Origin of the sequence: Leifsonia sp. ALI-44-B (assembly GCF_001984125.1) — a bacterium.
In the GTDB taxonomy this organism is placed as follows: Bacteria; Actinomycetota; Actinomycetes; order Actinomycetales; family Microbacteriaceae; genus Okibacterium.
The window spans coordinates 1,394,575-1,408,518 of the sequence record NZ_MTQL01000007.1 but is presented as its reverse complement, the minus strand read 5'-3'; the positions used below and the strand labels follow the sequence as shown (position 1 = coordinate 1,408,518).

Sequence of the window (13,944 nt, the reverse complement as noted above, 5' to 3'; positions counted from 1 at the left end):
TCATGGACTGGGGAAATATTCTCGGCAATGCGGCGGGCGAGCTGATCAGCCCGACCACCGCCGCCTACGCCCTTGCGGCCATCGGCCTCAACATCCACTTCGGCTACACGGGTCTGCTCAACTTCGGTCAGGCAGCCTTCATGCTCGTCGGAGCATATGCGTTCGCCATCTCGGTTCTCACGTTCGGTGCGCCGCTGTGGGTGGCCGTGCTGGCCGCGATTGTGGCATCCGTTCTGTTCGCCTTCGTGCTCGGTATTCCAACCCTGAGGCTGCGGGCCGACTATCTGGCCATCGTGACCATCGCTTCGGCCGAGATCATGCGCTTCGTGGTCACGACCACGGGCCTCACGGATGTCACGGGCGCCGCCAACGGCCTCAGCAACTTCTCGAGCGGCTTCTACGCCATCAACCCGCTGCCGGACGGTCGCTACGGCTTCGGCCCGTTCGTCTACTCGGCGGACCAGTGGTGGGTGCGCCTCGTCGGCTGGGGCGTCGTGCTCATCGCCACGCTGCTCGTGTTCCTCTTGATGCGCAGCCCCTGGGGCCGCGTCGTCAAGGCCGTGCGTGAAGACGAGGATGCCGTGCGCGCCCTCGGCAAGAACGTCTACTCCTACAAGATGCAGGCCCTCGTTCTCGGTGGCGTCTTCGGCTCGCTGGCCGGCGTGATCTTCATCCTGCCGCGTGCCGTTCAGCCCGCGAACTATGGAACGGCGCTCACGTTCTTCATCTGGACGATCATGCTCCTCGGTGGGGCAGCGACCCTCTTCGGCCCGATCGTCGGCGCCATGATCTTCTGGGTCGTGCTGTCGCTCACGCAGGGCATCCTCTATGGACTCATCGATGTCGGCATCCTGTCGTTCATCTCGACCAGCCAGGCCGGCCAGATCCGATTCATCCTCGTGGGCCTCGCGCTCATGCTGCTGGTGATATTCAGGCCACAAGGCATATTCGGTAACAAGAAGGAGCTGTCGTTCAGTGTCTGATCACTCGTCTTCTGCAGCAACGCCCACGGGCACGGCGACCTCCGTGCTCGAACATCCGCTCGTCGACGGCCCCGTCGGCCCCGGATGCCGCAAGACCGACCCCATCGTGATCGCCGACGGTGTGACGCGGCAGTTCGGGGGCCTGACGGCCGTCGACGTCGAGCACGTCGAGATCCCGCGCGGCCAGATCACGGCCCTCATCGGACCGAACGGCGCCGGCAAGACCACGCTCTTCAACCTGCTCACGGGTTTCGACAAGCCCAACACGGGCACGTGGCAGTTCGACGGCAAGTCCCTCGCGGGCGTCTCGGCCTACAAGGTGTCACGCTCGGGCATGGTGCGCACCTTCCAGCTGACCAAGTCCCTCGGCCGCCTCACCGTGCTGCAGAACATGCTGCTCGGCGCGCAGAAGCAGAAGGGCGAGAACCTGTTCCGTGCCCTGTTCCGCGCGCTGTGGAAGGGTGAAGAGGCCGAGATCACGACCAAGGCCGAAGAACTGCTTGCGCGCTTCAAGCTCGACGAGAAGTCCGAGGACTACGCGGCATCCCTGTCTGGCGGTCAGCGCAAGCTGCTCGAGATGGCGCGCGCCCTCATGACCAACCCGCGCCTCGTCATGCTCGACGAGCCCATGGCCGGCGTCAACCCGGCGCTCACGCAGTCGCTCCTCGGTCACATCAAGGACCTGAAGAGCGAGGGCATGAGCGTGCTCTTCGTCGAGCACGATATGCACATGGTCCGCCACATCTCCGACTGGGTCATCGTCATGGCCGAGGGCAAGATCGTGGCCGAGGGGCCGCCCGAGAAGGTCATGGAGGACCCGGCCGTGATCGACGCCTACCTGGGCGCGCACCACGACACCGACCTCGGCGACATCGACGGGCCCAACCCGGTCGAAGAGGCCGAGAAGGCTGCCGCCGCGCGTCACGCCGACGACCACGAACAGAAGCACGGGAAGGACGAGGCATGAGCCACGCAGCCGAGCCGGATGCATCCGGAACCCCCACGACGGCGGGCGCCCCGACAGCGGGCAGCTCGACCGCCGGCACGGCGACCGCCGACCGCGCCGTCATCCGCACCGATGTGCTCGTCGCCGGCTACCTGCCGGGCGTCAACATCTTGAACGGATGCAGCATCGAGGCCATGCCCGGTGAACTCATCGGCATAATCGGCCCCAACGGCGCCGGAAAGTCGACGCTGCTGAAGGCCATCTTCGGGCAGGTGAACGTGCGCTCCGGCACCGTGCACCTGAACGGCGAGGACATCACGGGGCTGAAGGCCGACAAGCTCGTCGCCAAGGGCGTCGGCATGGTGCCGCAGAACAACAACGTGTTCCCGGGCCTGACGATCGAAGAGAACCTCGAGATGGGCATCTTCCAGAAGCCCAAGTTGCTGAACGAACGCATCGACTTCGTCACGACGCTGTTCCCCGAGCTCGGCAAGCGCCGCAAACAGCGCGCCGGTTCGCTGTCGGGCGGCGAGCGCCAGATGGTGGCCATGGGCCGCGCGCTCATGATGGAGCCGAGCGTTCTGCTGCTCGACGAGCCGTCCGCCGGCCTCTCCCCCGTGCGCCAGGACGAGACGTTCCTGCGCGTCAAGCAGATCAACAAGACGGGCGTCTCGGTCATCATGGTCGAGCAGAACGCGCGCCGCTGCCTGCAGATCTGCGACCGCGGCTACGTGCTCGACCAGGGCCGCGACGCCTACACGGGCACCGGTCGCGACCTCATGAAGGACCCCAAGGTGATCGAGCTGTATCTCGGCACCCTGGCCGCCGATCAGGATGCGGCGCGCGGGATCTAGCCCCGAGCATCCCCCACGCGTTGCGCGACCCGCGACGCAGGAAGCCCCGACCGCGTGCACGGTCGGGGCTTCTTTGTGTGCGCCGAGCAGGGCGCCCGCTTGGGCTCCCCCACGCCGCGACGCCAGCTCTCTTCGTTGACATACTGTGTGGCACACACTAACGTGTGGCACATGCAAGACAAGGATGCGACGTACTTCCAGGAGCTCAGGCGCGGAACGGCCGTGCTCGCCTGCCTGCTGGCACTGCGCACGCCCAACTACGGCTACGCCCTGCTCGAGCACCTCGAGGCCGCGGGCATCGAGGTCGAGGGCAACACGCTCTACCCGCTGCTGCGGCGCCTCGAGGCCCAGGGGCTGCTCACGAGCGAGTGGAACACCGACGAGGCCCGCCCGCGCAAGTTCTACCGCACGAGCCAGGAGGGCATCGACCTCGCCCACCGCCTGGCCGACGATTGGGAGCGGCTCACCGACTCGCTCCGGCACCTGACCGAAGGGACCACACGATGAACGCCTCCGCCTCCGCTTCGACCCCCGCCGCCGGCACCGGCACCGCTGCCGCATCCGGCGTCACCCTCACCGACCGTTATGTCTGGGCCGTCGTGCGCGCGCTGCCCGAGTCGCAGCGCTCCGATGTCGATCGCGAGCTGCGCGCCAGCATTACCGACGCCCTCGAGGCGCGCCTGGAGGGCGGTGAGGACGCCTCACACGCCGAGCGCGACATCCTGACCGATCTCGGCGAACCCGCCCGCCTGGCAGCCCGCTACGCCGATCGGCCGCTGCACCTCGTCGGCCCCGAGTACTACCTGGCGTGGAAGCAGCTGCTGATCCTTCTGCTGGCCATCATCGTGCCGATCGCGGCTGTCGCCTCGGCCACCATCCAAGCCCTCACGGGCGCGACGTTCGGCGGCGTCATCGGGTCGGCCATCGGGCTCGCGATCTCGGCCGGCGTGCACATCGCGTTCTGGACCACGCTCGCGTTCGTGATCGTCGAGCGCACGCGCACCGACAGGTCTCCCCTCGTGCCGTTCTCGCTCGACGCCCTGCCGCAGCCGCCGCGCGCCGGACAGCCGGGCCTCGCGGGCTTCGTCTGCACGACCGTGCTGCTGGCGGCCTGGATCGCCGCGCTCGTGGGGCAACAGTTCTGGCCGTTCGTGACCGACGCGTCGGGCGAGACCATCCCCGTTCTCGCACCGGCCTTGTGGCCGCTCTGGGTGGGCGTCTTCGTCCTGCTCGCGCTTCTCGAGATCGTGTGGGCTTATGCGCTGTGGTCGACGGGCCGATACACCCGGATGCTGTTCCTCACCAGCGCGGCGCTGTCCGTCGCCTTCGCGGTGATCGCCTCGATCCTGCTGACCCAGGATGTGATCAACCCCGAGTTCGCGCGCGCCGTCGGCATCGCCGAGTGGACGGGCCGCGGCAAGGTCGTCAACATCGTCGTGGCGATCGCGGTCGGCGCCCTCGCCGCCTGGAACATCGTGGATGGCTGGATGAAGTACTCGGTGTCGCGCAAACAGGACTGACGCGACGCCGAAACAACGAACGGGCCGGGCCTCCGCGAGGAGACCCGGCCCGAGACCGTTGCAGTTGTGCCTTACTTGAGCGAGCCGAACTCGACGTTCAGCGGGGCGTAGGTGTTGTCCTTGCCGTACTGGTAGATGCCCATGTACGCCTCGGTGGGGTCACCGTTGTCGTCGAACGTGATCGGACCGGAGATGCCGTCGTAGTCGATGTCGGTGCCGGCTGCGAGCAGGTCGGCGCACTCTTCGAAGGCCGTGCACTTGGTGCCGCCCTCCGAAACATCCTTGAGCTTCGACTGGATGGCCGGGCCCGTGGCGTCACCGGCGGCGATCGCGGCGAGACCCATGAGGATCACGGCGTCGTACGACTCGGCGGAGTAGCTGTAGTCGGCCAGGTCGGGGTCCACACCCAGCAGCTTCGACTTGAAGTCATCCTCGGCGAACACACCGGGCAGGGTGCCCTTGGCGCAGTTGAGGAGGCCCTTGTCGAAGTCCTTCGAGTAGTCGGACAGGTTGCCGTCGACGAAGTACGTCTGACCGCCGGAGAAGCCCTTGGTGCCGACGAGCTCGGGCATGATGACCTTCGTCTGGTCGAAGGCGATCACGGCGATGGCGTCGGGGTCTTCGGCCAGGACGGCGTCGATCTGGGCGCTGAACTGGCTGTCACCCTCGTTGAAGGCCTCGGATGCGACAACCTTGCCGCCGGCTGCCTCAATAGCCTGCGTCACGTTCTCGGTCAGTCCGGTGCCATAGGCATCGTTCAGGTAGATGATGCCGACGTTCTCGTTGCCGTCGCCCACGATGGTGTTGCCGAGCACGCGGCCCTGCAGCACGTCGGAGGGGGCGGTGCGGAAGTAGTAGCCGCCATCGGGGTAGTCGCTGAACTCGGGGGCCGTGTTGGCCGGCGAGATCTGCACGACCTGAGCCTGCGTCACCTGGTCGATGAACGTCTTGGTGACACCCGAGGATGCCGCGCCGACGATGCCCGAAACGCCCTGGCTGAGCAGGTCGGTGGCCGACTGGGTGGCGATGTCGGTGGTGGTGTCACCGGAGTCGCGGTTGATGATCTCGACGTTGCCGCCGAGGACGCCGTCCTTCGACGCGTTGATGTCGTCGGCGGCGAGCTGCACGCCGGCGATCTCGGGCGGGCCGAGGAAGGCGAGGCTACCGGTCGTCGGCAGGATGGTGCCGATCTTGAGCTTGGTGTCACGAGCAACGGCCGCCGCGGGTTCTGCGGGGCTGAGGTTCGGAGTCGAGGTGGCCGCGTCGGGCCCACACGATTCGGCCGAGGCGGAAGAGGTCGTCTCCTCGCCGGAGCCACCGCTCGAACACGCGGTCAGCACGAGAGCTGACACGGTGAAGGCGGCGATACCCGCTGCGTAGCGCAGCGGCTTCTTGCGAATGGAACTAAGTGGCGCTGTGTTGCTCATGGTGCTCCTTATGACGTCGCTGATGTAAGGGCACGACAACTGCGAAGGTGCCGTTAGGTCACGTTAAAGGCGGGAAGGTTCCGCCACGTTCCGGTCATGTTACGCGCGTGTAACGCTCTGGGGGAAGGTTTATTTGCGCTGGCGTTTTGTGGCCACTATCGCGTCGACGCTGAGAATGACCAGCGCGACCCAGACCAGGCCGAATCCGACCCACCGTTCGAGGGGCATGGCCTCGTGCAGAATCGCCACGCCGACGGCGAACTGGATGATGGGCGCCACGTACTGGATGAACCCCATCCACACGAGCGGCAACCGACGGGCGGCCGAGGCGAAGAACAGCAGCGGAACGGCCGTGATGACACCGGATGCGATGAGCAGCAGCGTGTGCCAGATGCTCACGTTTCCGAACGTGATGCCCGTCGTGAGCCCCACAATGATGAGCTGCACGATGGCGACGGGCGCGAGCCACACGGTCTCGAGCGCGAGGCCGGACACGGCATCCACCGACCCGCCGACGCGCTTCTTGATCAGGCCGTAGAAGCCGAACGAGAAGGCGAGCACGAGCGAGATCCACGGCAGCCGGCCATAACCGACCGTGAGCACGACGACGGCCAGGATGCTGATGCCGACCGCCAGCCACTGCGACACGCGCAGGCGTTCTTTGAGCAGCAGCACGCCGAGGAAGATCGTGACGATGGGGTTGATGAAGTAGCCGAGTGCGGCCTCGACCACATGCCCCGTGAGGGTGGCGATGACGTAGGTCTGCCAGTTGGCATAGATGAAGAGGCCCGCGAGTCCCATCGTGAAGAGGATGCGCGGCTGCTTGACCACGGCCACGAAGGGTTTCCACGCGCGCGTGACGGCGATGAGGATCGCGCAGAAGACGAGCGAGAACAGGATGCGGAGGGCGACGACCTCCCACGGGCCGGCGGGCACGAGCGTGAGGAAGTAGAGCGGCAGCACGCCCCAGAGGCCGTAGGCGGAGACGGCGTAGATGAGGCCGGCGCGACGGTTCGAGGCGTCCGTGAGGGCGGGGGCCGTGCCTGGCTCGGCCGGGCCGCCGGATGACTGGGGCGCGGCGTTCGAGGCGGCTCCGGGCGCGGCGGCGGGGGTGTTCGAGAGGTTCAGGTCGAGGTCGACCTCTGACGGGTCCGAGGGGTTCTGCACTCTCTCGATGTTAGACCCGCGTTCGGGCCAGGTCGCGCGTCGGAACGGTCACGCGTGCGCGCGTTCCTGCCAGCGCGACAGGGCCCCGACACGCGACAACGCCCCGGTGCCGAAGCATCCGGGGCGTTGCGGTGGTTCTGGTGCGCGGCGGTGATGCCGCGCGGGGGGTCGTCGTTATCGGACGATGACCGCGAGCACGTCGCGAGCCGAGAGCACGAGGTAGTCGTTGCCGTCGAACTTCACTTCGGTTCCGCCGTACTTGGAGTAGATGACGCGGTCGCCGGTGGCGACGTCGAGAGGAACGCGGTTGCCGTTGTCGTCGATGCGGCCGGGGCCGACGGCGACGACTTCGCCCTCCTGGGGCTTTTCTTTGGCGGTGTCGGGGATGACGAGACCGGAAGCAGTGGTCTGCTCGGCTTCGACCTGCTTGATGACGATGCGATCCTCGAGCGGCTTGATGGAGACCGACACGGTTGACCTCTTTCTGAACAACGTACGAAATGGACTGGTGGCCCGATGGACGTGAGGCCCGGCGGGCGTTAGCACCCTCACTGCGAGAGTGCTAATGCCAGTGTAGGCAACCGGCTGGCACTCGTGCAACGTGAGTGCCAATTATTGCGGTGACCCGGGCCCGGTCGTCTGACCTCGGCCGGGGAAGGATGACGGTAGGTTGACGTGGTGGAGAAAACCGAGCTCGTCGAACTTCTGACCCCCGCAGGCCTCACGCTACTCGACTCGATCGACGTCGATGCGTTGGCGTCCGATCCGGTGTCGACCGTCGCCCGGTTGCGCGAGGCGGGCCATCCACCGGCGCTCGTACAGGCCGTGCTCACGCAAGCGCGTCTGCGTCGCAAGGCCGTCACCAAGTTCGGAGATTTCGCGAGCCGCATGTTGTTCACCGAGGCGGGGCTCGAGCAGGCCACCCGGTTGCGTGTCGCGGCGTTGCACGCGGGGCGTTTTCAGGCGGCCGGCATCCGTTCGGTCGCCGATCTGGGTTGCGGCAACGGGGGCGACGCGATGGCTCTGGCTGCCCTCGATCTCGAGGTCACCGCTGTCGATTCCGACGAGGTGACGGCGGTCGTGGCGAGCTACAACCTGGCGCCGTTCCCTTCGGCGCGGGCCGAGCACGGCGATGCGGCGGCTTTCGATGTGGATGCCGTCGATGCGGTGTTCTTCGACCCGGCCCGGCGCACGGCTGGGCATCAGAACACGTCGCGGTTGACGAAGCCGTCGGACTATTCGCCGTCGCTCGATCTCGTGTTCGACGTGGCGTCGCGCATGCCGACGGGTGTGAAGCTCGGCCCCGGGTTCGATCGCGATCTGATTCCGGCCGAGGCGGAGGCGCAGTGGGTGAGCGTCGACGGCCAGGTGGTCGAGATGGGTTTGTGGTTCGGCTCGCTGGCTCGCCCGGGTGTACGTCGCGCGGCCCTGGTGGTGTCGGCGGCGGGCAGCGACGAGTTGGTGGCCGATGCCGACAGCGCCGACGTGGACGTGCGCGAGCTGGGCGAGTTCGTCTACGAACCGGATGGCGCGGTGATCCGCGCGCGCCTGATCGGGCAGCTGGCGACGCGGGTGGGCGCCGGCATGGTGAGCGACGGCATCGCCTATCTGGCGGGCGACGAGGCCGTGCAGACGCCTTTCGCGTCGGTGTTCCGGGTGCTCGAGCGGTGGCCGCTCGACGAGAAGCGCATCAAGCGTGAGCTGAAGGAGCGCGGCGTGGGCACGGTCGAGATCAAGAAACGCGGTGTGGATGTCGATCCCGCCGCGTTCCGCAAACGCTTGGCCCCGAAGGGCCGCGGCTCGGCGACCCTCATCTTGACCCGGGTCGCCGGCCGCCACACGGCCCTTCTCGTGGAGCGCGTTACTTCAGATAGTCGATGATCGTCACGATGCTGTAGGCCAACCAGGCGAGCGACAGCACCGTTCCCACGCCGCCCGTCACGACCGCGGCGAGCGCCATGCCCGACGCGTGCGGTTCTTTGCGGCGGGCGCGCAAGCCGAGCACGAGGGCGACGATGGCGACGGGCAGCGTCCACCCGAAGATGATGCCGCCGATCACGCCGATGACACCCAGCACGACACCCGTCGTGGCGAGCGGATGCCCGGGCTTCGACGGCTTCGCCGGGATCGCGCTGGCCGCGGCAATGCCCTGCTCGTAGCCGGGGTACGCGCCATAACCGACCGGAGCTTGCGTGGGCGTGCCGTAGGCCGCCTGACCTCCCGTGCCACCCTGGCCGCTGGATTGAGGCTGGCCATACTGCTGTGGCTGGCCGTACTGCTGAGGTTGCCCATACTGCTGCGGCTGACCGAACGTCTGCGGCTGGCCGTACTGCTGAGCTTGGCCATACTGTTGCGGCTGCCCATACTGTTGCGGCTGGCCATACTGCTGAACCGGCTGCCCGTACTGCTGCGACTGGGCAGAGGGCTGGGACTGCCCGTGTTCCTGCGGCTGGCCGTAACCCTGAGGCTGGCCGGGCTGCTGCGGCTGGCCGTAGCCGTGCGATTGCGGGGACTGGCCGGCAGACTGAGGCTGCCCATACGACGGCTGCCCATACTGCTGCGGCTGCCCATAAGGCTGCTGCTGAGCCCCGCCCTGCTGCCACGTCGGCGCCGGCTGCCCGGGAGCCTGCCCGTTCGTGCCGGGAACCTGGCCGTTCGCCGCGGGGGCCTGCCAGCCTTGCGTCGGCTGCGGCGGCACAGGCGGCTCGCCCTGGGGACGTTGTTCGTCGGTCATGAGGTCTCCTTAGCCGGGCGTCTGCCGCCGGGTCTAGCGTATTGAGTTCCCGACCCAGACTCCACCGACGGAGCCGCCTGTGGATAACTCCGTGCAGAACCTCAGCGCACCTGGATCTCGGTCACGGGCAACGACGAGTCGGCCGGGAAGTCGAGCGTCGACGGCGCGTGCCCGTTCATGATCAGCTGCGCCCCGAGCTCGGCGATCATGGCCCCGTTGTCGGTGCACAGCGACAGCGGCGGAATCCTCAGCTGCACCCCCGCGGCCCGAGCGCGTTCGGCGGCCAGCTCGCGCACGCGCGCATTCGCGACCACGCCCCCGCCCAGCAGCAGGCGCGGCACGTCATAGTCGTGGCATGCCGCGATGGCCTTGGTCAGCAGAACATCCGCCACGGCCTCACGAAAACTCGCCGCGACATCCGCGACCGGCACCTCTTCGCCGTCGTCGCGTTTCTTCTCGACCCACCGTGCCACGGCCGTCTTCAGCCCCGAGAACGAGAAGTCGTAGCGATGCTTCTCGAGGTCCTTCGGCAGCGTCAAACCGCGCGGGAAACGAATCACTTTCGGGTCTCCGGATGCCGCCACGCGGTCGATCTGCGGCCCACCCGGGTAAGGCAGCCCCAGCACGCGAGCAACCTTGTCGAAGGCCTCCCCCGCCGCGTCGTCGATCGTCTCGCCCAACAGCTCGACGTCGCTCACGAGGTCGCGCACGAGCAGCAGAGACGTGTGCCCGCCCGACACGAGCAGCGCCACGGTCGGGTACTCGAAGGCGTCCCCCGCGGGATCGAGGATGTCGGCGCCCACGTGTCCGACGAGGTGGTTCACGGCGTAGAGCGGCTTGTCGAGCGACACGGCGAGCGCCTTGGCCGCGCCGATACCGACCATGAGCGCACCCGACAGCCCGGGGCCCGATGTGACGGCGATCGCATCGAGATCGTGCAGGCTGATGCCCGCCTCGGCGACGGCCTCGTGAATGGCGGGCACGATGGCCTCGAGGTGCGCACGCGCGGCGACCTCGGGCACGACGCCGCCGTAGCGCGCGTGTTCGTCCATGGACGACGCGATGGTGTTGCTCAGCAGCTCGCGCCCGCGCACGATGCCGATGCCGGTTTCGTCGCACGACGTCTCGATGCCGAGGACGAGCGGGTTGTCGGTGTTCACGCGGGGGCCTCCGTGGCGGTGATCTCGTGGCCGACCGCCAGGCCGGGTTGCGGCTCGGGGACGGTGAGTTTCATGACGACGGCGGCGACGTCATCCGGTTGGTAATAGTGGGGCCGCACCGCGATGGGCACGAAACCGAGGCTCTCGTAGAGGCCCTGCGCGACCGGATTGTCTTCGCGCACCTCGAGAAAAACCTCCGAGACGCGACGGCGTCGGGCCTCGCCCAGCAGAGCACCCATGAGCACGCGGCCAAGGCCCCGGCGCCTGGCGTGTTCGGCGACGGCGATGGTCTGCACGTCGCCGTCGCGCGATCCGGCGGGGGCGAGAAAGCCGGCATAGCCGTCGATCACGTCGGGCGTTTCGGGATGGAAGGCGACCACGTAATAGGTGTGCGGCGACGCGACATCCGCTCGCATCATCTCGTCGCTCCACGCGTCGGTCTCGAACACGCTCGTCTCGATGGCCATGATGGCCGCAACGTCGTCGACCGTGGCGCGGCGCAGCTGCCAGGTCACGCCGTCACCCGCTTGGGGCCCGCCGACAGCGTCACGTCGGGCGAGCGCAGGTAGAGCGGTTCGTCGGCGGGGAAGGGCAGTCCGGCCGCATAACGTCGTTCGGCCACCATGCCGAGCGCGCCGGCCGACACGGATGTCGCATCCACCCGGTTCGCGGCCTCGGGCAGGTCGTCGGGCTTCGCCAGGGCGGGCCCCTGCACGCGCGTATCGGCGTCGCTGTAGGTGGAGTAGTACCGCTCGCGGCGGCGCGCATCGGTCACGACGAGCAGCTCGCCCGTTCCCCCCGCCTCGTACCAGTCGGCCGCGATGGCGTCGTGGCTGACCATGGGCACGAGCGGTTTGCCGGCGCCGAGCGCGAACACCCGGGCCGCGGCGATCCCGATGCGCAGACCCGTGAAGGGCCCGGGGCCCATTCCCGCCACGACACCCGACAACTCGTCGATCGAGACATCCGCCTCGGCGAGCACATCGCGGATGAGTGCGCCCACGACCTCGGCGTGGCGCATGGTGTCGGCCTCGCCGCGTTCGGCGATCACGCCGCGTTCGAGGTCGACGACGGCGACGCTCGTTCCGATGGAGGAATCCAGGACCAATAGCACTCCCCCAGCCTACCTTCGGGGCGCGGGCCAGATTCGGCTTAGGCGCCCGAGGCCACCCGCCGCTCGATGCGCACGCGGCGCACGTCGGTGGGGCGCTCGATGCGCACCTCGTACCAGGCGTCGGCCACGCCATCCAGCATGCCGCTGCCCCACTCGACCACCACGACGGAGCGCTCGAAGTCGATGTCGAGGTCGTCGAGTTCGAGCGCGCTGCCCAGGCGGTAGGCATCGACGTGCACGAGCGGCGGCCCGCCCACGAGCGAGGGGTGCGTGCGCGCGAGCACGAACGTGGGGCTGGTCACGGGCCCTCGGATGCCGAGGCCCTCGCCGATGCCGCGGCTCAACGTGGTCTTCCCCGCGCCGAGCGGGCCGTCGAGCACCACCAGGTCGCCCGCCCGCAGCAGCCCCGCGAAGCGGATGCCCAGCTCGTGCATGTCCTCCGCCGTCGGCACCTCGGCGTCGAACGGCAGCTCGAGCACCTGCGGCCCGCTCACGAGCGGTACTCCTTGCGCACCCGCGGCCCGATCCGCGTCACGATCTCGTAGTTGATGGTGTCGGCCGCGTCGGCCCAGTCATCCGCCGTCGGTTCGCCGCCTCGCCCCGCGCCGAAGAGCACGACCTCGTCGCCCACCGCGACCTCATCCGACCCCACGTCGACGACGAACTGATCCATGGCCACGCGCCCGGCCACGGTGTAGCGGCGGCCGTTGATCGACACGGGCCCCCGGTTCGAGGCGTGCCGCGGGATGCCGTCGGCGTAGCCCAGCGGCACGAGGGCGAGTCGCGTGGGCGCTTCGGTGCGATACGTGTAGTTGTAGGAGACGCCGGCTCCGGCATCCACGGTTCTGACCGCCGCCACGCGCGCCGACAGTCGCATCACGGGCACGAGGCCGAGGTCCGCCGAGGTGCGGTCGTCGAAGGGACTCAGGCCGTAGAGCCCGACGCCCAGGCGAATCATGTCGTAGCGCGACTCGGGCAGATCGATCGCCGCCGCCGTCGCCGCCGCGTGCAGCAGCACGGGTCGCAAACCGGCCTGAGCGGCCAAGCGGATGCCGCGCTCGAAGCAGGCCAGGGCCGCGCGATCTTCCTCGGGCGAGGTGTTCGACACGTGCGTGAACAGCCCGTGCACGCGCAGCAGCCCGTCCGATTCGAGCGCCTGGGCCCGCGCGAACAGCGCATCCCACTCGCTCTCGGAAGCGCCGTTGCGGCTCAAACCCGTCTCGAGCTTCAGCTGCACGACGGCCGGCCGTTCGCGGGATGCCGCGGCCGCCACGCGCTCCAATTGCGACGCCGACGACACACCGATCTCGATGCCCACATCCAACGCCTCGTCGAACGCGACATCGGGCCCGTGGAGCCAGCACAGGATGGGCGCCTCGATGCCCGCCGCCCGGAGCGCCAGCGCCTCGTCGAGGTCGGCCGTGCCCAGGTAGTCGGCGCCCGCCGCAACCGCCGCGCGCGCCACCTCGACGGCGCCGTGGCCGTAGGCATCAGCCTTCACGACCGTGAGCACCTTGACGTCGCCGACGATCTCGCGCACGCGGCGCAGGTTGGCGCCGACCGCGGCAAGGTCGATGGTGGCGCTTCGGAAGTCGGTCATGGTGCTATTTTGCCTCAGCTTCTGGGGCCCGCTCGGCGGGCGAGTGGCGCTCCGCGACGACGAAGGCGATCGCGGCGCCGCCGTCGTGGCTCATCGAGAGGTGCACGACGTCGATTCCGCGCGTCGCGACCCGTTCGGCCGTGCCGCCCGTGAAACGGAATTCAGGGTCACCCTCGGGGCCGTTCGACACCTCGATCTCGAGCCAGCGGATGCCGTCCGACGAGCCGAGCGCCTTGATCAAAGCTTCCTTCGCAGCAAACCGCCCGGCCAGCGAACGCAACGGCTTCTCGCGCTCGGCCGCCGTGAACAGGCGTTCCTTCAGCCGAGGCGTGCGCGACACCGAGCGCTCGAAACGCGCCAGATCGACGAGGTCGACGCCGATTCCGACGATCATCGCGCACCTCCGGGAGTGGCTACTGACGTGAGTGCCGACGACGGG

The 13,944-nt window shown here is 68.3% G+C and carries 16 protein-coding genes; 6 read left to right on the top strand and 10 right to left on the bottom strand.

Annotated features, from left to right (window positions below; translation table 11 throughout):
• Window positions 1-2 precede the first annotated feature (2 nt).
• The 5 genes from ALI44B_RS13640 to ALI44B_RS13620 all read left to right on the top strand — a co-directional run bounded on the left by ALI44B_RS13640 (window position 3) and on the right by ALI44B_RS13620 (window position 4,303).
• Complete coding sequence (locus ALI44B_RS13640) at window positions 3-983, top strand: branched-chain amino acid ABC transporter permease (RefSeq protein ID WP_077055129.1); 981 nt, start codon at window positions 3-5, stop codon at window positions 981-983.
• 43 nt (window positions 984-1,026) lie between these two features.
• The gene (locus ALI44B_RS13635; RefSeq protein WP_077055619.1) at window positions 1,027-1,950 is read left to right on the top strand and encodes an ABC transporter ATP-binding protein; all 924 of its coding nucleotides are present in this window, start codon (window positions 1,027-1,029) and stop codon (window positions 1,948-1,950) included.
• Window positions 1,947-2,783: an ABC transporter ATP-binding protein gene (locus ALI44B_RS13630; RefSeq protein ID WP_083710036.1), complete on the top strand. Its 837-nt coding sequence runs from the start codon at window positions 1,947-1,949 to the stop codon at window positions 2,781-2,783. The genes ALI44B_RS13635 and ALI44B_RS13630 overlap by 4 nt, the downstream gene beginning before the upstream one ends.
• A gap of 171 nt (window positions 2,784-2,954) precedes the next feature.
• Window positions 2,955-3,290, top strand: coding sequence for a PadR family transcriptional regulator (locus tag ALI44B_RS13625; protein ID WP_077055128.1), 336 nt, complete (start codon window positions 2,955-2,957; stop codon window positions 3,288-3,290).
• The gene (locus ALI44B_RS13620; RefSeq protein ID WP_083710034.1) at window positions 3,287-4,303 is read left to right on the top strand and encodes an HAAS signaling domain-containing protein; all 1,017 of its coding nucleotides are present in this window, start codon (window positions 3,287-3,289) and stop codon (window positions 4,301-4,303) included. Before ALI44B_RS13625 ends, ALI44B_RS13620 begins: the two co-directional genes overlap by 4 nt.
• Before the next feature lie 71 nt (window positions 4,304-4,374).
• Here ALI44B_RS13620 and ALI44B_RS13615 read toward each other — a convergent pair whose 3' ends face one another.
• From ALI44B_RS13615 to groES, 3 genes are all read right to left on the bottom strand, one after another.
• A complete protein-coding gene (locus ALI44B_RS13615) occupies window positions 4,375-5,730 on the bottom strand; it encodes an ABC transporter substrate-binding protein (protein ID WP_083710033.1) in 1,356 nt (451 codons plus the stop codon).
• A 129-nt stretch (window positions 5,731-5,859) separates the two neighbouring features.
• Window positions 5,860-6,726 carry an EamA family transporter RarD gene (gene rarD / locus ALI44B_RS13610; RefSeq protein ID WP_077055615.1) on the bottom strand — a complete coding sequence of 289 codons (867 nt, stop codon included), beginning with the start codon at window positions 6,724-6,726 and terminating at the stop codon, window positions 5,860-5,862.
• A gap of 345 nt (window positions 6,727-7,071) precedes the next feature.
• Window positions 7,072-7,368, bottom strand: coding sequence for a co-chaperone GroES (gene groES, locus ALI44B_RS13605; RefSeq protein WP_077055127.1), 297 nt, complete (start codon window positions 7,366-7,368; stop codon window positions 7,072-7,074).
• A gap of 207 nt (window positions 7,369-7,575) precedes the next feature.
• Between groES and ALI44B_RS13600 the strand changes: the two genes are divergently transcribed.
• Window positions 7,576-8,778: a class I SAM-dependent methyltransferase gene (locus ALI44B_RS13600; RefSeq protein ID WP_077055126.1), complete on the top strand. Its 1,203-nt coding sequence runs from the start codon at window positions 7,576-7,578 to the stop codon at window positions 8,776-8,778.
• Here ALI44B_RS13600 and ALI44B_RS13595 read toward each other — a convergent pair.
• The 7 genes from ALI44B_RS13595 to ALI44B_RS13565 all read right to left on the bottom strand — a co-directional run bounded on the left by ALI44B_RS13595 (window position 8,759) and on the right by ALI44B_RS13565 (window position 13,899).
• Window positions 8,759-9,631 carry a DUF4190 domain-containing protein gene (locus tag ALI44B_RS13595; protein WP_077055125.1) on the bottom strand — a complete coding sequence of 291 codons (873 nt, stop codon included), beginning with the start codon at window positions 9,629-9,631 and terminating at the stop codon, window positions 8,759-8,761. The two genes, ALI44B_RS13600 and ALI44B_RS13595, sit on opposite strands and share 20 nt — an antisense overlap.
• 101 nt (window positions 9,632-9,732) lie before the next feature.
• Window positions 9,733-10,791 carry a tRNA (adenosine(37)-N6)-threonylcarbamoyltransferase complex transferase subunit TsaD gene (tsaD, locus tag ALI44B_RS13590; RefSeq protein ID WP_077055124.1) on the bottom strand — a complete coding sequence of 353 codons (1,059 nt, stop codon included), beginning with the start codon at window positions 10,789-10,791 and terminating at the stop codon, window positions 9,733-9,735.
• The gene (gene rimI, locus ALI44B_RS13585; protein ID WP_077055123.1) at window positions 10,788-11,306 is read right to left on the bottom strand and encodes a ribosomal protein S18-alanine N-acetyltransferase; all 519 of its coding nucleotides are present in this window, start codon (window positions 11,304-11,306) and stop codon (window positions 10,788-10,790) included. The genes tsaD and rimI overlap by 4 nt, the downstream gene beginning before the upstream one ends.
• A complete protein-coding gene (gene tsaB / locus ALI44B_RS13580) occupies window positions 11,303-11,905 on the bottom strand; it encodes a tRNA (adenosine(37)-N6)-threonylcarbamoyltransferase complex dimerization subunit type 1 TsaB (RefSeq protein WP_077055122.1) in 603 nt (200 codons plus the stop codon). The genes rimI and tsaB overlap by 4 nt, the downstream gene beginning before the upstream one ends.
• A gap of 38 nt (window positions 11,906-11,943) precedes the next feature.
• Window positions 11,944-12,399, bottom strand: coding sequence for a tRNA (adenosine(37)-N6)-threonylcarbamoyltransferase complex ATPase subunit type 1 TsaE (gene tsaE, locus ALI44B_RS13575; RefSeq protein WP_286140828.1), 456 nt, complete (start codon window positions 12,397-12,399; stop codon window positions 11,944-11,946).
• On the bottom strand, window positions 12,396-13,505 hold the full coding sequence (gene alr / locus ALI44B_RS13570; RefSeq protein WP_077055121.1) for an alanine racemase: 1,110 nt from the start codon (window positions 13,503-13,505) through the stop codon (window positions 12,396-12,398). The genes tsaE and alr overlap by 4 nt, the downstream gene beginning before the upstream one ends.
• Window positions 13,506-13,509: 4 nt before the next feature.
• Window positions 13,510-13,899: a holo-ACP synthase gene (locus tag ALI44B_RS13565; RefSeq protein ID WP_077055120.1), complete on the bottom strand. Its 390-nt coding sequence runs from the start codon at window positions 13,897-13,899 to the stop codon at window positions 13,510-13,512.
• Between the last annotated feature and the right edge of the window lie 45 nt (window positions 13,900-13,944).